At 55.5% G+C, this 21,555-nt stretch carries 19 protein-coding genes; 2 read left to right on the plus strand and 17 right to left on the minus strand.

The features are described 5' to 3' along the window. Window positions 1-42: 42 nt before the first annotated feature. From menF to KGP24_RS15990, 3 genes are all read right to left on the minus strand, one after another. Window positions 43-1,338 carry an isochorismate synthase MenF gene (gene menF, locus KGP24_RS15980; protein ID WP_223561107.1) on the minus strand — a complete coding sequence of 432 codons (1,296 nt, stop codon included), beginning with the start codon at window positions 1,336-1,338 and terminating at the stop codon, window positions 43-45. Between the two features lie 86 nt (window positions 1,339-1,424). Further along, entirely contained in the window at window positions 1,425-1,730 is a 306-nt protein-coding gene (elaB, locus tag KGP24_RS15985; RefSeq protein WP_008500219.1) for a stress response protein ElaB, read from the minus strand. Window positions 1,731-1,783: 53 nt separating this feature from the next. After that, window positions 1,784-2,245: a GNAT family N-acetyltransferase gene (locus KGP24_RS15990; RefSeq protein ID WP_223561108.1), complete on the minus strand. Its 462-nt coding sequence runs from the start codon at window positions 2,243-2,245 to the stop codon at window positions 1,784-1,786. Window positions 2,246-2,316: 71 nt separating this feature from the next. Between KGP24_RS15990 and rnz the strand changes: the two genes are divergently transcribed. Both rnz and KGP24_RS16000 read left to right on the plus strand, forming a co-directional pair. Then, window positions 2,317-3,234 (plus strand): ribonuclease Z, encoded by a 918-nt coding sequence (gene rnz, locus KGP24_RS15995; protein WP_223561109.1) that lies wholly within the window; start codon window positions 2,317-2,319, stop codon window positions 3,232-3,234. 64 nt (window positions 3,235-3,298) lie between these two features. Further along, window positions 3,299-4,303, plus strand: a complete 1,005-nt coding sequence (locus KGP24_RS16000) for a chemotaxis protein (protein ID WP_223561110.1) — start codon at window positions 3,299-3,301, stop codon at window positions 4,301-4,303. Between the two features lie 92 nt (window positions 4,304-4,395). Here the strand turns inward: KGP24_RS16000 and nuoN are convergent, their stop codons facing one another. The 14 genes from nuoN to lrhA form a co-directional block, all read right to left on the minus strand. Beyond that, entirely contained in the window at window positions 4,396-5,853 is a 1,458-nt protein-coding gene (gene nuoN, locus KGP24_RS16005) for an NADH-quinone oxidoreductase subunit NuoN (protein ID WP_223561111.1), read from the minus strand. Between the two features lie 6 nt (window positions 5,854-5,859). Next, window positions 5,860-7,389 (minus strand): NADH-quinone oxidoreductase subunit M, encoded by a 1,530-nt coding sequence (gene nuoM, locus KGP24_RS16010; RefSeq protein ID WP_023312532.1) that lies wholly within the window; start codon window positions 7,387-7,389, stop codon window positions 5,860-5,862. Between the two features lie 76 nt (window positions 7,390-7,465). After that, window positions 7,466-9,307, minus strand: coding sequence for an NADH-quinone oxidoreductase subunit L (gene nuoL, locus KGP24_RS16015; protein ID WP_014884634.1), 1,842 nt, complete (start codon window positions 9,305-9,307; stop codon window positions 7,466-7,468). After that, window positions 9,304-9,606: an NADH-quinone oxidoreductase subunit NuoK gene (nuoK, locus tag KGP24_RS16020; protein ID WP_090278933.1), complete on the minus strand. Its 303-nt coding sequence runs from the start codon at window positions 9,604-9,606 to the stop codon at window positions 9,304-9,306. The genes nuoL and nuoK overlap by 4 nt, the downstream gene beginning before the upstream one ends. After that, window positions 9,603-10,157, minus strand: a complete 555-nt coding sequence (gene nuoJ, locus KGP24_RS16025; RefSeq protein ID WP_223561112.1) for an NADH-quinone oxidoreductase subunit J — start codon at window positions 10,155-10,157, stop codon at window positions 9,603-9,605. The genes nuoK and nuoJ overlap by 4 nt, the downstream gene beginning before the upstream one ends. Window positions 10,158-10,167: 10 nt before the next feature. After that, window positions 10,168-10,710, minus strand: a complete 543-nt coding sequence (gene nuoI, locus KGP24_RS16030; RefSeq protein ID WP_003861491.1) for an NADH-quinone oxidoreductase subunit NuoI — start codon at window positions 10,708-10,710, stop codon at window positions 10,168-10,170. Window positions 10,711-10,723: 13 nt separating this feature from the next. Continuing rightward, on the minus strand, window positions 10,724-11,701 hold the full coding sequence (gene nuoH, locus KGP24_RS16035) for an NADH-quinone oxidoreductase subunit NuoH (protein WP_008500211.1): 978 nt from the start codon (window positions 11,699-11,701) through the stop codon (window positions 10,724-10,726). After that, entirely contained in the window at window positions 11,698-14,421 is a 2,724-nt protein-coding gene (nuoG, locus tag KGP24_RS16040) for an NADH-quinone oxidoreductase subunit NuoG (protein WP_223561113.1), read from the minus strand. The genes nuoH and nuoG overlap by 4 nt, the downstream gene beginning before the upstream one ends. Before the next feature lie 55 nt (window positions 14,422-14,476). Next, window positions 14,477-15,814, minus strand: a complete 1,338-nt coding sequence (gene nuoF / locus KGP24_RS16045; RefSeq protein WP_023312536.1) for an NADH-quinone oxidoreductase subunit NuoF — start codon at window positions 15,812-15,814, stop codon at window positions 14,477-14,479. Continuing rightward, window positions 15,811-16,311 carry an NADH-quinone oxidoreductase subunit NuoE gene (nuoE, locus tag KGP24_RS16050; protein WP_006176513.1) on the minus strand — a complete coding sequence of 167 codons (501 nt, stop codon included), beginning with the start codon at window positions 16,309-16,311 and terminating at the stop codon, window positions 15,811-15,813. Before nuoE ends, nuoF begins: the two co-directional genes overlap by 4 nt. A 2-nt stretch (window positions 16,312-16,313) precedes the next feature. Next, window positions 16,314-18,116, minus strand: a complete 1,803-nt coding sequence (gene nuoC, locus KGP24_RS16055; RefSeq protein WP_223561114.1) for an NADH-quinone oxidoreductase subunit C/D — start codon at window positions 18,114-18,116, stop codon at window positions 16,314-16,316. A gap of 89 nt (window positions 18,117-18,205) precedes the next feature. After that, the gene (gene nuoB, locus KGP24_RS16060; protein ID WP_003861482.1) at window positions 18,206-18,880 is read right to left on the minus strand and encodes an NADH-quinone oxidoreductase subunit NuoB; all 675 of its coding nucleotides are present in this window, start codon (window positions 18,878-18,880) and stop codon (window positions 18,206-18,208) included. 15 nt (window positions 18,881-18,895) lie between these two features. Then, window positions 18,896-19,336, minus strand: a complete 441-nt coding sequence (gene nuoA / locus KGP24_RS16065; RefSeq protein ID WP_003861475.1) for an NADH-quinone oxidoreductase subunit NuoA — start codon at window positions 19,334-19,336, stop codon at window positions 18,896-18,898. A gap of 631 nt (window positions 19,337-19,967) precedes the next feature. Then, a complete protein-coding gene (lrhA, locus tag KGP24_RS16070) occupies window positions 19,968-20,906 on the minus strand; it encodes a transcriptional regulator LrhA (protein ID WP_223561115.1) in 939 nt (312 codons plus the stop codon). Between the last annotated feature and the right edge of the window lie 649 nt (window positions 20,907-21,555).

Raw genomic sequence — 21,555 nt, forward strand, 5'->3', positions numbered from 1 at the left:
AAAATGGAATTTTGATATGAATCGGGATTGCGCGAATCTGTATTAATCCCTTAGGAGCAGAGAGCGCAATCCGGCCGCTTTGTTTTCAATCTCCTGCCACTCCTGCTCCGGGTCAGATCCGCTGACAATACCGGCACCGGCGTAGAGCCGCAGGCAGTCCTCCTGAACGCGCGCGGAGCGCAACGCCACGCAGAACTCACTCCGTTCGGGGGATAAATACCCGGCCGAACCGGCGTACCACTCGCGGTTAAAAGGTTCAACCTTCTGAATAAACTCACGCGCTGGCTGTCGGGGTAATCCAGCAACGGCCGCGGTGGGCTGTAACATGAGCAGACACTGCTCATCATCGGCCTGCTTGAGCTCAGTCCAGATACAGCGGCGCAAATGCTGTACTTTACGCAGGCGTACCACCTGGGCGGGCAGTACCTCAAGCGTCTGCGTATAGTGTTGAAGACGCTGGCAGATATCTTCCACGACAAGCATATTTTCGCGCTGGTTTTTATCATCGTTAAGCAACCACTCGCCGAGACGCTGTGCCTGGCTATCATCGCTATGGCTGGCAACGGTGCCCGCCAGCGCTTCCGTGCGCAGCAGCTTGCCGCGCCGCCGCCAGAGACGCTCGGGCGTGGAGCCGAGAAACGCGTTGCTGGCGTCGAATATCATGCAGAAATGGTAGCAATGTAAATTCAGGGCGCGACTGGCCGCCATCAGCGCGACAGGGTTAACGCGCTGTGTGAACTGCAGATCGGTTGCCCGGGCGAGAACCACTTTTTCAAAATCACCGCGCGCGATGGTCTCCGTCGCCCTGCGGATAAGCTTCAGCCATTCGGCCTGCTGCGGCTGATGGGTTTCGTGCTCAACCTGAACGGACAGCGGACGAATAGATCTAGCAGGACGGAGCTGCTGTAAAAAATCCAGCGCGGCGCGGGCATCCTCCTGAAGCGAGCGGTCGCTCCATAGCTGCAGGCGCAGCGTGGCGTTGCCAGCGGTGCGTCGCCAGAGCAGTCGCGGTAAAAAGAGGCTGCCCTGCTCCGGATTAAAGGCGTTCAGGCCGCAGATGCGGGTATCACTTGCTGCGTTTTGCTCGCGTAAAAACTGCGAGGCTATTGCCAGAGAGGAAAAGGGGATAACCGCCCCCAGCGCGGCCAGCTCTTCATCGCCGTTACGCTGCTGCCAGTAAAACTGCGGATAACACTGCTGCTCGCCCAGCCAGGCAAGAGGATCGAAAGCGTCGTTTAACGGGAAAGAGACGTCGAAATGACGTATGCCGGGTGTTGCGGGTAACGCTTGCGATAGCTGGGTACGCAGTTGCTCCAGCGCGAGGAAAATCGAATTCACGCGAACCTCTCCCTGTTAAAACCTCGTATTATACGGGGTACTGGCCATAAATAGCAGTACCCACGTATAGGGAGTGGTTAAGCGGCTTAACGACGGGCCAGCAGCAGACCCAGCACCAGCCCTACGGCAGCCCCTACCCCAATACCCTGCCACGGTTTTTCATGCACGTAATCATCGGCACGATACACCGCTTTTTTGGCGCGGTAGTAGTAGGTATCAGACGCATGGCTGACGCGGTTTTTCACTTCATGCAGCGCCTGCTCGGCGCGGGCTTTTAGCTCAATATATTTCTGATCGGCAGGGTCGCCCGAGGAACGTAACACCTCTTCCAGCGTTTCGCTCAGCAAGGCCAGGTCGTCGTCGATACGGGTATCCCAGGATTGAAATGACATATTTTTCTCCATGTTAGTACACCAGTCCGCTAACTATAGCCAACGACTCGCCATTACGCCTGCTTCGCTTCCCGCGCCATGCCGATGTGCGGAATGCCATCTTCATCGTATACCTCCGTCACTGGCGTAAAACCAAAATGGCCGTAGAAGGACTGCAGGTGTGCCTGCGCGCCCAGGTATAACGCCTTGTCCGGCCACTGTTTCCGGCACGCCTCCAGCGTTTTTTCCATCAGCTGATAGCCCAGTTTTTCTCCACGTGCGTTACTGCTGATGATGACGCGACCGATCGCCACGGGCTCAAAATCGTCTTCGCTTTTCAGAATCCTCGCATACGCCACCAGCTCGTTACCCCGCCAGCCGAGGATATGGCGGTTCTCGCCGACAAGGTCATCCCCATCGATGTCCTGATATGGGCAGGTCTGTTCCACAACAAACACTTCGCAGCGCAGTTTCAGCAGGGCGTAAAGTGAATGAACGGTAAGGTCACTATGGTGTAAATCTTGCCACTGGATCATGTCAGTCTCCTTCCTGGGGTTCATCACGTTATACTAAACCTCTCCCCGTTCGGCAAAGGGCTGATTGCGTTATGGAACTGATTTTTCTGGGTACGTCCGCTGGCGTGCCAACCCGCTCACGGAACGTGACGGCGATCCTGCTGGATCTCAAGCACCCCACCCGCGGCGGGCTGTGGCTGTTTGACTGTGGTGAAGGGACGCAGCATCAGCTGCTACGCACCGCTTATCATCCCGGCAAGCTGGATAAAATTTTTATCACCCATCTGCATGGCGACCATCTGTTCGGCCTTCCCGGCCTGCTATGCAGCCGCTCGATGGCCGGTAATGCTAACCCGTTGACGATTTACGGGCCTGCGGGTGTGCGTGAATTTGTTGAAACCACGCTGCGCCTGAGCGGGTCGTGGACGGATTATCCGCTGGAGATCGTTGAGATTACCAAAGGCCTGGTTTTCGATGACGGCGATTATAAGGTGAGCGCTCAGCCGCTCAATCATCCTGTGGAGTGCTATGGTTACCGCATTGAAGCGCATGACAAACCCGGCGCGCTAGACGCCGCCGCGCTGATGGCCGATGGCGTAAAATCCGGACCACTGTTCCAGCGCCTGAAGCATGGAGAGACCGTCACGCTGGAGGACGGGCGCGTCATCAACGGGCAGGATTATCTCGCCGCCCCACGGCCAGGCAAAAAACTGGCTATTTTTGGCGACACGGCCCCGTGCCAGGCGGCGCTTCAGCTTGCCCTGGGGGTGGACGTGATGGTGCATGAAGCAACGCTTGAAACAGCGATGGAAGAGAAAGCCAACAGCCGGGGCCATAGCTCCACGCGTCAGGCGGCGCAGCTTGCCCTTGACGCGGGCGTCGGGAGACTCATCGTCACTCATGTCAGCTCGCGCTACGACGCGCGGGGATGCGCAAGCCTGTTAGCGGAGTGCCGAGCGCTGTTCCCGGAATGTGAGCTGGCCGAAGATTTTGCTCAGGTCAGCGTTTAGTCCTTCATTTTTCTCTCAGGATGCCGATAACGATTAAAAGGTCAGCATTTCTCTCGAGGGTAGAATGGATAATTTCCAGAAAGATATTGATGACAGGGCGAATCTGACCCTGTCGAACCGTTTTGAACTGTTGCTGTTCCGTCTTGGCACCTCTCTGAACGAAAATAAATCTGAGCTGTTTGGCATCAACGTTTTTAAGCTGCGTGAAATTGTGCCGATGCCGGAGTTCACGAAACCCGCCGGGATGAAGTCACCGCTGATGGGGATGGTGAATATCCGCGATCAGGTGATCCCGGTGATCGACCTGGCCGCCGTGGCGGGCTGTAAGCCCACCACCGGGCTGAACATCCTGCTGATCACCGAATATGCGCGCAGCGTGCAGGCGTTTGCCGTGGAGTCGGTTGAGAACATCATGCGTCTGGACTGGAAGCAGGTGCATGCGGCGGAAACCGCCGTCAGCGGGCGCTACATCACCAGCATTGCGTGTCTTGACGAAAAGACCGATACCAACGATCTGGCGATGGTGCTGGACGTTGAGCAGATCCTGTATGACATCACCCCGGCCAATCACGATCTGCACGCCACGAATCTGAAGACCACCAAATTCCATATCAAGCCAGGCGCTGTCGCCATCGTCGCGGAAGATTCCAAAGTGGCGCGCTCGATGCTGGAGAAAGGTCTGCAGGCGATGGAGATCCCCGCGCAGCTGCACATCACCGGCAAAGACGCGTGGGAGAAAATTGGCATGCTGGCCGCGCAGGCGCAGGCTGAGGGGGTTCCCATCACCGATAAGATCGCGCTGGTGCTGACCGACCTCGAAATGCCGGAGATGGACGGTTTTACGCTGACGCGCAAAATCAAAACCGACCCGGTATTGAAGGATATTCCGGTGGTGATCCACTCTTCCCTTTCCGGCAACGCCAACGAAGACCATATCCGTAAGGTGAAAGCGGATGGCTACGTCGCGAAGTTTGAGCTGAACGAGTTGTCGTCAGTGATTGAGGAGGTGCTGGACCGCTCGATGAAGAAGATTGACGGGCCGTTGATCAGTCGAAAACAGTTGGCTTAGGTCTGGTGCGGGCTGGTGCCCTCACCCGGTCCCTCTCCCACAGGGAGAGGACGCAAACCATAAAAAAACCCGCCGAGGCGGGTTTTTTGTTTTTACATTAATGGCATCGCGTGCTGCACGATATCAATCAGCGGCTGCGGATAGATACCGAAGATCAGCACCAGAAGCGCGGAGATAAGCACCACGATACCACCGGCGCTGTACTGCCAGTTGGTTGGGGCATCACGGTTGAGCTGCTGAGGCGCGCTCAGGTACAGGCTCACGGCCACGCGCAGGTAGTAGTAGAGACCAATCGCGGAGCCGATAACCACGCCCGCAGTCAGCCACCACAGATGTGCCTGCACACCGACGGCCAGCACGTAGAACTTCCCGATAAAGCCAAGCGTCATCGGGATACCTGCCAGAGAGAGCATCATCACGGTCATTACCGCGGACAGGATCGGACGGTGCCAGAACAGACCACGATAAGAGAACAGTGAATCGGCATCCGGGCCACGGTACGGGCTGGACATCAGGCTCACCACGCCGAAGGCGCCGAGGCTGCTGAACAGGTAGCCGGCCAGATACACGCCCACGGCTTCCATCGACATCTCACCGCTCTGCAGCGCAATCAGCGCTACCATCAGGTAGCCCAGATGAGAGATAGACGAGTAGCCCAGCAGACGCTTGATGTTGGTCTGGCTCAGCGCCATCAGGTTACCGAAGATGATGGAGACGAACGCGATAACGCCGAGCACCACGCGAACCGCTTCGCTGTCACCAACCGGCGCGTACAGGAACAGACGCATGACCACACCGAAGATAGCGATTTTGCTCGCCGTCGCCAGGAAGGTCGACACCGGAGCCGGAGCGCCCTGGTATACGTCTGGCGTCCACAGGTGGAACGGCACCAGAGAAAGTTTGAAGCCGAGGCCAACGATCATCATGCCCAGACCCGCGAGCAGCAGCGGCTCATGCAGCATGCCGTCACCGAGGCTCTTGCCGAGCGCCATGAAGGAGAGGTTACCGGACTGTGCGTACACCAGCGCAATGCCAAACAGCAGGAACGAGGACGCAGCAGCAGACAGGATAGTGTACTTGATGCTTGCTTCCAGGGAGCGCTTCTGGCGGAAGGCGTAACCAATCAGACCGAACAGCGGCAGAGAGATCAGCTCAATGCCGAGGAACAGCGCGGCCAGGTGATTCGCGTTCGCCAGCAGAATGCCGCCCAGCGCGGCAATCAGAACCAGCAGGTAAAACTCTTCTTTGTTGTCGTTGTAGCCTTCGAGCCACGGATACGCAAAGGTACAGGTTGCCAGGCTCGCCAGCAGCACCAGACCGGTATACAGCATGGCGTAACCGTCAACGCGCATCAGCGGGGTGACGTCCATCGCCCCACCCTGTCCAACAAACCAGAGAGAGACTAACGCGGCGTTCAGGCCGATGACCGACAGCGTGGCATTCAGGAAGTGATTGCGTCGCCACGCAATGGAGAGCATCACAACCACCACCGTCAATCCGACGATCAGCAGCGGTAGCAGCGCGATCAGTTGTTGTGGAGTTATTGTCATGGCGAATTACGGCCTTGTAGTAGAAGCAGAATTAACAAACCACTGCTGGATGTTACCCATCGCGCTATGCGAGGTATCCAGAATCGGCTGCGGGAAGAAGCCCAGCAGCACCAGCAGTACGACCAGCAGCAGGATGATGAACAGCTCACGCAGCGACATCCCCGGCAGTTCTTGTGCAGCAATTTCGCTCTTCGCTTTACCGAAGTAGGCGCGGTGCAGCATCGCCAGCGAGTAGACGGAAGCGAACACCAAACCAAATGTGGAGATCACGGTAATCACCGGTACCACTTTGAAGCTGCCGAACAGAATCATAAATTCGCCGACGAAGTTACCGGTACCCGGCATCCCCAGGGTGGCAACCGCGAAGAACATGGACAGCGCTGGCAGCCACTTAATTTTGCTCCACAGACCGCCCATCATGCGCATGTCGCGGGTATGCAGACGTTCGTACAGCTGGCCGCACAGGATGAAGAGACCGGCTGCGGACAGACCGTGCGCAATCATCTGGATCACCGCCCCCTGGTACGCCAGCTGGCTGCCGGTGTAGATAGCAATCAGCACGAAGCCCATGTGGGAAACGGAGGTGTAGGCAATCAGACGCTTGATGTCGTACTGCGTGAAGGCCATCCAGGCACCGTAGAAGATACCGATCACACCCAGCCACATGGCAATCGGTGCGAACTCTGCGGAGGCATTCGGGAACAGCGGCAGTGCGAAACGCAGCAGGCCGTAGGCCGCCGTTTTCAGCAAGATGCCCGCCAGGTCAACGGAACCCGCCGTTGGTGCCTGAGAGTGCGCGTCTGGCAGCCAGCCGTGCAGCGGAACTACCGGCATTTTCACCGCGAAGGCGATAAAGAAGCCCAGCATCAGCAGGTATTCAACGCCGTGCGACATTGGGGTCTTCAGCAAATCTTCGTAGTTGAAGGTCCAGGTGCCGGTCGCATTGTGATGAACAAACACCAGCGCCAGAATGGCAATCAACATCACCAGACCACTCGCCTGGGTATAGATGAAGAACTTGGTTGCCGCCGTGATACGCGTTTTACCGTCGGACGCCTTGTGGCCCCACAGCGCGATCAGGAAGTACATCGGCACCAGCATCATCTCCCAGAAGAAGAAGAACAGGAACATGTCGATGGCAAGGAACACGCCGATCACGCCGCCCAGGATCCACATCAGGTTCAGGTGGAAGAAGCCCTGGTATTTTTCGATTTCTCGCCAGGAGCAGAGTACCGCCAGAACGCCGAGCAGACCGGTCAGCACCACCATCAGCAGTGAGAGACCGTCAATCGCCAAGTGGATCGTAATGCCAAAACGCGGGATCCACGGCAGGATGAACTCAGACTGCCACTGCGGAATGCCCGCAGACTGGGTCAGTGAGTAACCGCCCTGCAACCACAGTTGCAGGCCAAGCGCGAGCGTCAATCCCATGGTGATCAGCGCGATCCAGCGCGGCATCTTCACGCCAAAGCGTTCAGTCTGCCAGCACAGGAAGCCGCCAATGAAGGGAATTAATATTAGCCAGGGTAGTAACATGGCGATTTACATTCCTTTTTAAGGCCCCCAGCAGGGGCCTGATTTTCAACGAATTCGAATAAAATTCACTTAACGATCAACGCAACACCATCAGCAGCGCCAGCACGACAACCGCACCGATGCTCATGGACGCCACATACCAGCGCAGGTAACCGTTCTCGCTGTACAGCAGACCTTTACCTGCAAAGCGGGAGAGGATCGCCGGGATATTCATCAGGCTGTTCAGCGGGTCGCGCTTCAGCAGCCACGCAATGCCCAGGAACGGCTTAACGAAGATCATGTCGTACAGCCAGTCGAAGCCCCACGCGTTATACCACCAGGTGCCCAGCAGACGGCCCGGCGCACTGTTGGCAACGGCAGTCACCAGCGTACGTTTACCCAGCCACAGCCATGCTGCAATCAGGATGCCCGCAATAGCGACCACACCGGAGGTGATTTCAAGCGTCAGAACGCGACCGTGCTCAAGCTCGGTGGTGTCTGGCAGTACGCCCTGCAGCGGCGGCACAATCATCGCGCCAACGAAGGTGGACAGTACCAGCAGCACAATCAGCGGCAGGTGATGGGTGATCCCCTTCCCTGCGTGAGCGTGAATTTGTTCTTTACCGTGGAATACGATGAAAATCATACGGAAGGTATACAGGGAGGTCATAAACGCACCGACCAGACCCGCAACCATCAGATTGATATGACCATTCGCCATGGCACCCGCAAGGATTTCGTCCTTACTGAAGAAGCCCGCGGTGATCAGCGGCAGTGCCGCCAGCGCCGCGCCGCCCACCAGGAAGCAGACATACACCAGCGGGATGGACTTACGCAGTCCGCCCATTTTGAAGATGTTCTGCTCGTGATGGCAGGCCAGAATAACGGAACCGGATGAGAGGAATAGCAGCGCTTTAAAGAACGCGTGCGTCATCAGGTGGAAAATGGCCGCGTCCCACGCCTGAACGCCAAGCGCCAGGAACATGTAACCAATCTGGCTCATGGTGGAGTATGCAAGCACGCGCTTGATGTCGGTCTGTACCAGCGCGGCAAAGCCTGCCAGCACCAGCGTGACCGCACCGACGATACCCACCAGATGCAGAATTTCCGGAGTCATCAGGAACAGGCCATGGGTACGCGCAATCAGGTAAACACCGGCGGTGACCATTGTCGCAGCGTGGATCAGCGCGGAGACAGGGGTTGGACCCGCCATCGCGTCGGCAAGCCAGGTCTGCAACGGCAGCTGCGCGGATTTACCCACGGCACCACCCAGCAGCATCAGCGTTGCCCACCACAGCATGTTGTTGCCTGCAGCGAAGTGCGCTGGCGCCAGTTCCACCATTTCGCGGAAGTTCAGCGTGCCCAGTTCGTTGTAAAGAATGAACAGCGCGAAAGCGAGGAACACGTCACCCACGCGGGTCACGACGAACGCTTTCATGGCCGCTGCGCCATTCTTCGGATCGGTGTAGTAGAAACCGATCAGCAGGTAAGAACACAGCCCCACGCCTTCCCAGCCCAGATACATCAGCAGCAGGTTATCGGCCAGGACCAGAACCACCATGCTGGCGATAAACAGGTTGGTGTAGGCGAAGAAGCGGGAGTAACCCTCTTCACCGCGCATGTACCAGGAAGCGAACATGTGGATCAGGAAGCCGACGCCGGTGACCACGGAGAGCATGGTCAGCGAGAGGCCGTCCAGCACCAGGTTAAAGCCGATGTTGAAATCGCCGACCGACATCCAGGTCCACAGCGGCACGCTGAATGGCTGACGCCCGTTGTTAAAGAAGTCGATACCCGCATACGCTGTCACCAGCGCAGCCAGACCGATGGAGCCAATGCCCACGGTCGCAGACAGATTCTCAGACCAGCGGCCGCGAGAAAACGCCAGCAGCACGAAGCCAATCAGCGGAAAAATAATGGTTAAGGCAAGCATGTTCATCCACGCAACTCACTTACTGAATCGATGTTCAGATTCTGGCGGCGACGATGGAGCTGCAGCAACAGCGCCAGGCCAATACTCGCTTCGGCAGCCGCGAGGCTGATGGCGAGAATGTACATCACCTGACCATCGGTCTGGCCCCAGTAGCTTCCGGCGACCACGAAGGCCAGCGCGGAGGCGTTAATCATGATTTCCAGACCGATCAGCATAAACAGCAGATTGCGGCGGATAACCAGACCGGTCAAACCCAGAATGAATAAAATCGCAGCGAGGATCAGTCCATGTGTTAAGGGGATCATGCGCGCTCCTCCGTTTTTCTTTTCGCGCGGTCGTCAGTGCGGTTGCTCAGCACCTCGCCAGCGCGTTCTTCGCGGCCAACGTGGAAAGCAACAACCAGACCTGCTAGCAGCAGCATTGAGGCCAGTTCAACCGCCAGAACGTATGGGCCAAAGAGCGTAATACCGACCTCTTTAGCGCTAATTGGCGTTCCGTCGATGCCCTGATCGTTGACGCCCAGAATGGCGTAAACAATCACCGCCAGCATGATGGCCGACAAAATTGCCGGACCAATCCACACCTGCGGTTTTAACCACTGACGTTCCTGCTCAATCTCAGAGCCGCCCAGGTTCAGCATCATCACCACGAACACGAACAGCACCATGATGGCCCCGGCGTAGACGATGATTTCCAGCGCACCGGCAAAGTGCGCGCCCAGCGCAAAGAACACCCCTGAAATGGCCAGCAGGGAGATGATTAAGTACAGCAGCGCATGCACCGGATTGGTGTGCGTAATCACTCGCAGCGTAGCCAGGATGGCGATAAGGCCACAGATATAAAAAGCGAATTCCATTGCCCTCTCCTTACGGTAACAGGCTCTTGACGTCGATAGGCTTAGCTTCGTTCTCTGCTTCGCCCTTATCTTTGCCGTCGATTGCCATACCCGCCATCCGGTAGAAGTTATATTCCGGGTATTTGCCCGGACCGGAAATCAGCAGATCCTCTTTCTCGTACACCAGGTCCTGACGCTTGTACTCACCCAGCTCGAAGTCTGGAGTCAGCTGAATCGCCGTTGTTGGGCACGCTTCTTCACACAGACCGCAGAAAATGCAGCGTGAGAAGTTGATGCGGAAGAACTCAGGGTACCAGCGGCCGTCTACCGTCTCTGCTTTCTGCAGAGAGATACAGCCTACCGGACACGCTACCGCACACAGGTTACAGGCAACGCAGCGCTCGGAGCCGTCCGGGTCGCGCGTCAGCACGATACGGCCACGGTAGCGCGGCGGCAGATATACCGGCTCTTCCGGGTACATCCGGGTTTCGCGTTTGGCAAACGCGTGCAGGCCGATCATCCAGATACTACGAACCTGGGTACCGAAGCCTACCAGTAATTCTTTTAAGGTCATGGTCTATAGCCCCTTATGGCTGCTGCCAGAGAATGACAGCTGCCGTTACCAACAAGTTGACGAGCGTCAGCGGCAGGCACACTTTCCAGCCGAAGGACATTACCTGGTCATAACGTGGACGCGGTAACGCTGCGCGAATCAAAATGAACATCATCATGAAGAACGCGGTTTTCAGCGCGAACCAGATGAACGGCGGTAAGAACGGGCCATGCCAGCCACCGAAGAACAGCGTTACCATCAACGCGGAAATGGTGACGATACCGATGTACTCGCCCACGAAGAACAGACCGAATTTCATACCGGAATATTCAATGTGGTAACCGTCGGCCAGTTCCTGTTCGGCTTCTGGCTGGTCAAACGGGTGACGGTGACACACGGCCACGCCCGCGATAGCAAAGGTAATAAACCCAAAGAACTGCGGAATAACGTTCCAGATATCGGCCTGGTTGTTGACGATGTCGGTCATATTGAATGAACCGGCCTGCGCCACCACGCCCATCAGGGAAAGACCCAGGAACACTTCATAACTCAGCGTCTGCGCGGAAGCACGCATCGCACCCAGCAGCGAGTATTTGTTGTTACTGGACCAGCCTGCGAACAGGACCGCGTAAACCGCGAGGCCCGCCATCATCAGGAAGAACAGAATGCCGATGTTCAGGTCAGCGACAACCCAGGTCGGGCTGACCGGAACGATAGCAAACGCCAGCAGCAGCGAGGTGAAGGCGATCATCGGAGCCAGAGTAAAGATCACGCGATCCGAGAAGCGCGGGATCCAGTCCTCTTTAAAGAACATCTTGATCATGTCCGCGACCAGCTGGAGTGAACCACCCCAGCCCACGCGGTTCGGTCCATAACGGTTCTGGAACAGACCGAGCAGACGACGTTCACCAAAGCTCATGAACGCGCCGCAGGTGACCACCACCAGCAGGATAACAATCGCTTTCAGAATGCTCAGCAGGATGTCGATAAGATCCGGCGTTAACCAACTCATGCTTTTGCCTCCTGCAGATTATCAAGACGCGCACCCGCCAGAACCGGCGCGATGCCAGGCATACCCATCGGCAGACCCACCTGCCCTGCTGTCAGACCTTCGGAGATAATCAGCGGCAGGCTGATTGTCTGGCCGTCATAGCTAAAGGCGATGTTCGCGCCCGCGTTAACGCCAAGCTTCGCGGCATCCGCTGGGTTAAGCTTGATGTAAGGCTGCGTCATACGGGTCTGGAAGACCGGTGAACGCTGGGACAGCTCGTCACTACCGAACAGATGGTAGTACGGCGCGATACGCCAGTTGCCATCCTGCGCCTGGAAACTCGCCGGTACGGTGGTGAAGAAGTCCAGACCGGTTTCGGAGGCTTCAATCAGACGCACGCCCGGATCGCCGTGACGCAGGGAGCCCCCCACTTCAGCCTGGAACTTGTTCCATGCCTGCGGGGAGTTCCAGCCTGGCGCCCATGCGAATGGGATTTGCGAACGCGGCGCAGACGGCTGGTTGTTCCCTTCCATAGAGAAGGCGAACATGGTGTCTTTATCCTGCGGCTGGCGCGGTTCGTGTACGCTGATGTTGGCACGCATTGCGGTACGGCCGCTGTAACGGTGCGGTTCACGCGCCAGTTTCTGGCCGCGAATGCGGAAGCTTGCTTCAGGTGCGGCATCTTTAATGCCTGCCAGCTGAGGCAGTTTTTCCACCACCGCGTCGATAACGTGGTCGAGCTGCGTCCAGTCCACTTCACGGCTCTGCACGGTGCTGTGCAGGGAGTGGAGCCAGCGCCAGCTTTCCAGCATCACGGTGTTGCTGTCGTAGTACGCCGGATCATAAACCTGGAAGAAACGCTGGGCGCGACCTTCATTGTTGATAACGGTACCGTCGCTTTCTGCGAAGCTTGCCGCAGAGAGCACCAGGTGCGCTTTTTCCATGATCGCGGTACGCTGATGATCAATGACCATCACCAGCGGCGCTTTGGAGAGCGCGGCGTCAACGCGAGCGGCAGAGGCGTGACGGTGCAGGTCGTTTTCCAGCACCACAACGGCGTCAGCGGCACCGGATTCCAGTTCGCTTAATGCTTCTTCCAGCGAACCGCCGCCGATCATGCCCAGACCGATGCTGTTCACCGCACGGGCAATCATGGTCACACCGACATCAGCACCGCGGCCTTTCAGGGCTTTGGCAACGTTGGCTGCCGCCTGAATGATCTCGGCGCTACCGGCGTTGGTACCGGAAATAATCAGCGGTTTTTTCGCACCTGCCAGAGCCTGAACAATCACGTCAACCTTGTTTTGCAGGTCGCGATCCAGTTCAACGGCCGGCGAGTTGTTGTCCAGCGCGTGGGCAATAGCAAAGCCGAGGCGAGCCTGATCTTCAACCGGAGCGCAGTAGGTCCACGCTGCGATATCGTCCAGACGGGTGTTGTCGACGTTGGTCACAAACAGAGGATGCTTCGCGCGCTGGCCGATGTTCAGGATCGCCGCAATCTGCCAGTCGGCCACTTTCTGCGCCGCTGCCATTTCACGAGCTTTACCCTTCACCGCCTGACGAACCGCCAGAGCCGCGCGAGCGCCCGTCTGCGTCAGGTCTTCACCCAGCACCAGAACTGCATCATAAGATTCGATTTCGCGCAGCGCAGGGGTATGGATACCGCCTTCACGCAGCACTTTCAGTACCAGCTGCAGACGTTCCTGCTCGCCCTGGGCGATGCCGGTATAGAAGTTTTCCGCGCCAACCAGCTCGCGCAGCGCGAAGTTGCTTTCGATGCTGGCACGCGGGGAGCCGATACCGATCACTTTCTTCGACTGGCGCAGAATATCTGCCGCGCCCTGCATCGCCTGTTCGGCGTTCAGGGTAATGAAGTCGTCGCCACGGCGCTGAACCGGCTGACGCGGACGGTCTTTCAGGTTCACATAGCCATAGCCGAAACGACCACGATCGCACAGGAAGTAGTGGTTAACGGTACCGTTGTAACGGTTTTCGATGCGACGCAGTTCGCCGTATCGCTCACCCGGGCTGGTGTTACAGCCGAGGGAACACTGCTGGCAGATGCTTGGCGCAAACTGCATGTCCCATTTACGGTTGTAACGCTCGGAGTGGGTTTTATCCGTGAATACGCCAGTTGGGCAGATTTCTACCAGGTTACCGGAGAATTCGCTTTCCAGCACGCCGTCTTCCGGACGACCGAAGTAGACGTTATCGTGCGCGCCATATACGCCCAGATCCTGACCGTCTGCATAGTCTTTGTAGTAACGCACGCAGCGATAGCAGGCGATGCAGCGGTTCATTTCGTGAGAGATGAACGGCCCCAGGTCCTGGTTGCGGTGGGTACGCTTGGTAAAGCGATAGCGACGGAAGCTGTGGCCGGTCATCACGGTCATATCCTGAAGGTGGCAGTTACCGCCCTCTTCACAGACCGGACAGTCGTGCGGGTGGTTGGTCATCAACCATTCCACAACGCTTTCGCGAAACTGTTTCGCTTCTTCGTCATCAATCGAAATAAAGGTGCCTTCGGTGGCTGGCGTCATACAGGACATCACCAGGCGACCACGCGTGTCTTCCGCGTTTTGATATTGCTTCACCGCACACTGGCGGCAAGCACCGACGCTGCCCAGCGCCGGATGCCAGCAAAAGTACGGAATATCGAGGCCAAGAGACAGACAAGCTTCCAGCAGGTTGTCCGCCCCGTTGACTTCGTATTCTTTGCCGTCTACATGAATCGTAGCCATTAGCATGCTTCCAGTTGGCTCGGTCGAAACCGAGCGTTAATCAAAATTCTTGTCGTTACCAGCGCGCTTTAAGCAGGTTCGGCTGAATCCCATTGATGGCATGGGTATTGCTGAACGGCTGCTTGATGCCTGCTTCGAACTCGTCGCGGAAATATTTGATCGCGCTCTGCAGAGGTTCGACGGCACCCGGTGCGTGGGCACAGAAGGTTTTACCCGGGCCTAAGAATCGACACAGTTGCTCAAGCGTCTCGATATCTCCAGGCTGGCCTTCGCCACGTTCGATTGCACGCAGGATCTTCACGCTCCACGGCAGACCATCACGGCACGGTGTACACCAGCCGCAGGACTCGCGGGCGAAGAACTCTTCCAGGTTACGCACCAGCGAGACCATGCCGATCTCGTGGTCGACGGCCATCGCCAGCGCCGTACCCAGACGGCTGCCTGCTTTACCAATGCTTTCGAATTCCATTGGCAGGTCGAGGTGGGCTTCGGTCAGGAAGTCAGTCCCTGCCCCACCCGGCTGCCAGGCTTTGAATTTCAGGCCATCGCGCATACCGCCAGCGTAGTCTTCAAGAATTTCACGCGCAGTCGTACCGAACGGCAGTTCCCAGACGCCTGGATTTTTAACGCGACCAGAGAAGCCCATCAGCTTGGTACCGGCATCTTTGCTTGAGGAGATGCCCTGATACCACTCCACGCCGTTCGCGAGGATAGCCGGAACGTTACACAGGGTTTCAACGTTGTTTACGCAGGTCGGTTTCCCCCACACACCGGAGCTGGCCGGGAACGGTGGCTTGGAACGCGGGTTCGCGCGGCGGCCTTCCAGGGAGTTAATCAGCGCGGTTTCTTCACCACAGATATAACGCCCTGCACCGGTGTGCACGAACAGTTCGAAGTCAAACCCGGTGCCCAGGATGTTTTTGCCCAGCAGGCCCGCTTCGGTGGCTTCGGCAATCGCGCGACGCAGGTTTTCCGCCGCTTCGATGTACTCACCGCGCAGGAAGATGTAGCCACGGTAGGCTTTCAGCGCAAACGCGGAGATCAGCATGCCTTCCACCAGCAGGTGCGGCAGCTGTTCCATTAGCAGGCGGTCTTTATAGGTGCCCGGCTCCATTTCATCGGCGTTACACAGCAGGTAACGAATGTTCATGGATTCGTCTTTCGGCATCAGGCTCCACTTAAGACCGGTGGAGAAGCCCGCACCGCCGCGCCCTTTCAGGCCGGAATCTTTAACGGCATTTACGATATCGTCCGGCGCCATGCCGCCAAGAGCTTTACGCGCACCGGCATAGCCGTTTTTGCTCTGGTATTCGTCGAGCCATACCGGCTGTTTATCATCGCGCAGACGCCAGGTCAGCGGATGCGTCTCAGCAGTACGAATTACAGTTTTCATTTGTACTGCTCCAGCAGGTCAGGAATCGCTTCCGGCGTCAGATGGCTGTGAGTGTCCTCATCAATCATCATGGTCGGCCCCTTGTCGCAGTTACCCAGGCAGCAGGTTGGCAGCAGAGTAAAGCGTCCATCGAACGTGGTCTGGCCAGGCTTGATATTGAGCTTTTTCTCAATCGCAGCCTGAATGCCCTGATAACCGGTGATGTGGCAGACAACGCTGTCACAGTAGCGGATCACATGGCGGCCTACCGGCTGACGGAAAATCTGGCTGTAGAACGTGGCTACGCCTTCTACGTCACTTGCCGGAATACCCAGCACTTTCGCGATCTCATAGATCGCCCCATCCGGCACCCAACCACGCTGTTTCTGTACGATTTTCAGCGCTTCAATGGACGCCGCACGCGGGTCTTCGTAGTGGTGCATCTCGTGCTCAATAGCGGCACGTTCTGCTTCACTCAGCTCAAAAGCCTCGGTTTGTGGTTGTTGATTCTCGTGCATAATTAGCGGTCCACATCTGACATAACAAAATCGATACTACCCAGATACACAATCAGGTCGGAGACCAGACTGCCGCGAATGGCGGACGGGATCTGCTGCAGGTGCGCAAAACTCGGCGTACGCACGCGGGTACGGTAGCTCATGGTGCTGCCGTCACTGGTCAGGTAGTAACTGTTAATACCCTTGGTCGCTTCAATCATCTGGAAGGATTCTTGCGCCGGCATGACCGGACCCCAGGAAACCTGCAGGAAGTGGGTGATCAGGGTTTCGATATGTTGCAGCGTGCGCTCTTTCGGTGGCGGCGTCGTCAGCGGGTGATCCGCCTTGAACGGGCCTTCCGGCATGTTGTTGAGGCACTGCTCAAGGATGCGCAGACTCTGGCGGAGCTCTTCCACTTTCAGCATCACGCGGGTGTAGCAGTCGGAAACACCGCCGCCAACCGGGACTTCAAAGTCGAAGTTCTCGTAGCCAGAGTAAGGACGGGCTTTACGCACGTCGAAATCAATACCGGTCGCGCGCAGACCTGCACCTGTCGTCCCCCACTCCAGCGCTTCTTTCGCGCCGTAGGCAGCAACGCCCTGGGAACGGCCTTTCAGGATGGTATTACGCAGCGCGGCTTTCTCGTAAGACGCCAGACGTTTTGGCATCCAGTCGAGGAATTCACGCAGCAGACGGTCCCAGCCGCGCGGCAGATCGTGTGCTACGCCGCCGATACGGAACCAGGCCGGGTGCATACGGAAACCGGTAATCGCTTCCACCAAATCGTAGATTTTTTGACGGTCGGTAAAGGCGAAGAAGACCGGGGTCATCGCGCCGACGTCCTGAATGAACGTGGAAATGTACAGCAGGTGGCTGTTGATACGGAACAGTTCTGACAGCATAACGCGAATCACGTTAACGCGATCCGGCGTAACGATACCCGCCAGTTTCTCAACGGCCAGCACGTATGGCATTTCGTTGACGCAACCGCCGAGGTACTCGATACGGTCGGTATACGGAATGTAGCTGTGCCAGGACTGACGCTCGCCCATCTTCTCAGCACCACGGTGGTGGTAGCCGATGTCCGGTACGCAGTCGACAATCTCTTCGCCATCAAGCTGAAGAATAATACGGAATGCACCGTGCGCTGACGGATGGTTTGGACCGAGGTTAAGGAACATGAAGTCCTCGTTTTCGGTACCGCGCTTCATGCCCCAGTCTTCCGGCTTGAAGGTCAGCGCTTCCATCTCCAGATCCTGCTTGGCTTTGGTCAGCTCAAACGGATCGAATTCAGTCGCACGCGCCGGGTAGTCTTTACGCAGCGGGTGGCCGGTCCAGGTCTGCGGCATCATGATGCGCGTCAGGTGTGGGTGGCCGTCGAAGGTCATGCCGAACATTTCCCATGTCTCACGCTCGTACCAGTTGGCGTTCGGGAAAAGTTTGGTGATCGTCGGCAGATGCATGTCGTTTTCAGACAATGCCACCTTGAGCATGATATCCGTATTACGGTCTATTGAGATCAGGTGGTAGAAAACGGAAAAATCCGCAGCAGGGAGACCCTGGCGGTGTGTTCTGAGACGTTCGTCCATGCCGTGTAAGTCAAACAGCATGACGTAAGGTTTTGGCAATTTCTTGAGGAAATCGACAACTTCCAGCAATTGTTCACGCTTCACCCAAACAACGGGTACCCCGGTGCGGGTCGCCTGAACGGTAAAGGCATCCGGCCCAAAACGGTTGCGCAGTTCGCCAATGACTGGGTCATCCAGATGATCCCGGGTGTGCCAGGCGGCTTCTTGCGCGGTTAAGTCGGTCATATTGTTCACCATTGCAAATGGTCCGTGGTGACTGTTGAGCCTGGCTTCGCGCTATTTGAGTAGTGATATGCGAAGGTGTTCTCCAGGCCTACAGGCGCAAATTAAATTTCGTCAGGCGTACGCAAGTTGGTGACGGCAATACGTTCACCACGTTTACGCTCGCGCTCAGACTGCATGTTCGCGCGATACACACCCTGATCGCCAACAACCCACGACAGTGGGCGACGTTCTTTACCAATAGATTCCTGCAGCAGCATCAGCGCCTGCATGTAGGCTTCCGGACGTGGCGGACAACCCGGGATGTACACATCCACTGGGATAAATTTATCTACGCCCTGCACGACGGAATAAATGTCGTACATACCGCCAGAGTTCGCACATGCGCCCATGGAGATAACCCATTTTGGCTCCAGCATCTGGTCATACAGACGCTGAATAACAGGTGCCATTTTGGTAAAGCATGTACCGGCTACCACCATCAGGTCAGCCTGACGAGGTGATGCGCGCAGTACCTCGGCCCCAAAACGCGCAACGTCATGCACCGCAGTGAATGACGTCACCATTTCAACGTAGCAGCAAGAAAGGCCAAAGTTGTAAGGCCAGATGGAGTTCTTACGACCCCAGTTGACCATATCGTGCATGGCATGCTCGAGTTTGCCCATGTACACGCTTTTATTGACTTCTTGCTCCAGGGGGTCGGTTACGATCTCCTGTTTTTGCAGGGGGTAACGGTCATTCTCACCGTTAGGATCTATGCGGGTGAGCGTATAATCCATCTTATTGCCTCGCTGTTACTGCTGACGATTAGAGATACTGTTTTCCGGGTTGATGTGTTCACGGCGTGAACGCACAGGTGTCCAGTCCAGCGCGCCAATACGCACCAGATAAACCAGACCGGCCAGTAACACTAAAATGAAAATTGCGGCCTCGACAAAGCCCACCCAACCACTTTCGCGAATGGAGGTAGACCACGCGAAGAGGTAAAGCGCTTCCACGTCGAAGATGACGAAGAACATGGCTACCAGATAGAACTTGGCAGACAGGCGTAAGCGAGCGGTACCTACAGAATCAATACCTGATTCAAAAGGTGTGTTTTTGTGCCTTGCACGGGCGCGACCGCCCAGGAACCAGCCGCCGACTAACATCAGGCAGCACAGGCCAATGGCTACAATAAGAAAGATTGCGAATGCCCAGTGATGAGCGATGACTTCTGTGGATGTTGACATACTCATTGCTTACTCATCAAAAGTGATACCAACGACACTGCTCTTGCTGGCAGATGGGCATCACATCGATTCATGGGGAGGAACAAATAACCTTACACTAACTGTCAGAAATGAGACGTAGACAGCAAAATGATGGGGTTTTTTACTCCTTTCTATAACCTATTGTCAACTTTAACAAAGGTTTCTTCACATTAAATTACATCGAGCGATTCTCATTAACATTTGGTGCCCTTTAACCCTGGTGGGTGCATGACTTTCCGTCAAATGTATGTTGTTGAATCGTGTCCGTTTCGGAAGTAAAAAAAATAACCCTCCTATTTTGACAGGATTTGCCAACGATTCCTCCCCCCAAATAGGAGTATTTTCTTGATCTGCGACACGCTTTTGTTAATTCAACATGGAAAACGGCAACATATTTCCTGTTTTTTTAACAAGAGAGGGATATGGTTGAAGTTAGAACGGAAAGTGGGCAAGATTTGAGCAAAAGCATTCAGCCTATTGATAATTAAGAGGGTATCCTGAAAATCCATGCGCCATAGGTGGGTATTATTGCTTAAAAAAAGCCACTGCATGTGAAAATCACATGAGTGGCTTTTTTCTACACTTACATTTTGTTACCAGAATATTGAGCTATCGATCACTCAAAATCCCCTTCGACGATCAGGGAATCATCCCCCCCTTCGGAGGTAACGCGCTCGAACTGCCAGGGGTTATGGTAGTTTTCCATCGCCTCGAACACGACTTTTGCCAACTCGTTATGGCTGGACGAATTGCGGCAGAGCAGATACTCCGTATCCGGTAGCGCAGGAAGACCATCGGATTTCCCCAGGACACGCAGATCGGGACTCATCATCTCTACCGGACGGGCCGTTACCCCCAGACCAGCCTTCACGGCGGCACGAACCGCTGGCAGCGTGGAAGCCACATACGCCAGACGCCATGGAATGTTGGCCTCATTCAGCGCCGTGAGCACCATATCGCGGAACGGGCTCGGGTCATCCAGTAAGACCAGCGGAACCGGCTCTCCTTTTTGCATCACGTACTCGGCCGCGCAATACCAGTGCGTAGGCGATGTACGCAGCGTCAGGCAATCAAACTGCCCAGGACGATGGGTAGTCACCACCAGGTCGACTTTATGCTCATTTAACATCTCAACCATAAAGGCATTACGTTTTACGCTAACGTCCAGCGCAAGCTTCGGATAAACCGAACTAATTCGATTGAGAAGAAACGGCAATATAGTATCCGCTGACTCATCAGATGCGCCTAACGTTAGCACCCCTTGAAGGTTGCTAAACATTAAGGACATACATGCTTCATCATTAAAGCGAAGAATTTTCCTGGCATAACCCAGTAGCTGAATACCGTGTTCCGTTAAGAGCTTATTACGTCCGTGACGTGCAAAAAGCTCTTTACCAACCAGTTGCTCCAGCCGCTGCATTTGTTGGCTAACGGCGGACTGAGTTCGGCAAACGGCGGCAGCAGCTGCTGCAAAAGTGTTGAGATCGGCGACCGCAACAAACGTTCTCAGCAGATCGAGGTCGAGATTCATTATCGGACGATTTGCATTTATCATATCTATTCACTTTCAGGTTGCTCGTGCGGAGCTGCCCGGGTTGAAGCTGTGTGTAACAGTTAAGCAATTCCCTCTGAAGGTTTTCCCTCGCATCCCGGCCCGGCAGACTGCCTGACAGATAGTTATTGTGCTGCTTTATATCAACAGTCAGAAAGCACGTTTCATGACGTTATTTTTATTCTCTTAAACGTTCAGGATATTTAGATGTTCGCAGGTTTATGTAAATTACATTAAAGGTATAACACCTTTTCTGCCATCTTTATCGCAGCGCTGTCAACGTAGCAGGAGATGTTCGACACATCCCAGCCAGAGATAACTCCAACAATAACAATCAATTAATTCGGAAAATCAGTTCCAGATATACAAAATTCTTGCATCTGTCCTCTGCTTTCCTGAAAGACATCTTAACCCAAATCCACTTTATTTATAAGTCTTATTGCAATATTGAGGTTTAAAGAAGAATGTTAAGCTTCTAAACTAATTTTATTAAAATTAACTAAAGTTGCATTTTATAGGTTAATAATAAATAAATTTTAATTTAGATTAAGACCATTCATTAATGGCACTTAACATTAATTTCACATGAGTAACTTTTAGCCACATAATGCTTTTACAGGAACATGTATCAAGCATTCAGCATTTACGAAAA

The sequence above is a fragment of the Enterobacter sp. JBIWA008 genome, assembly GCF_019968765.1.
Taxonomy (GTDB): domain Bacteria; phylum Pseudomonadota; class Gammaproteobacteria; order Enterobacterales; family Enterobacteriaceae; genus Enterobacter.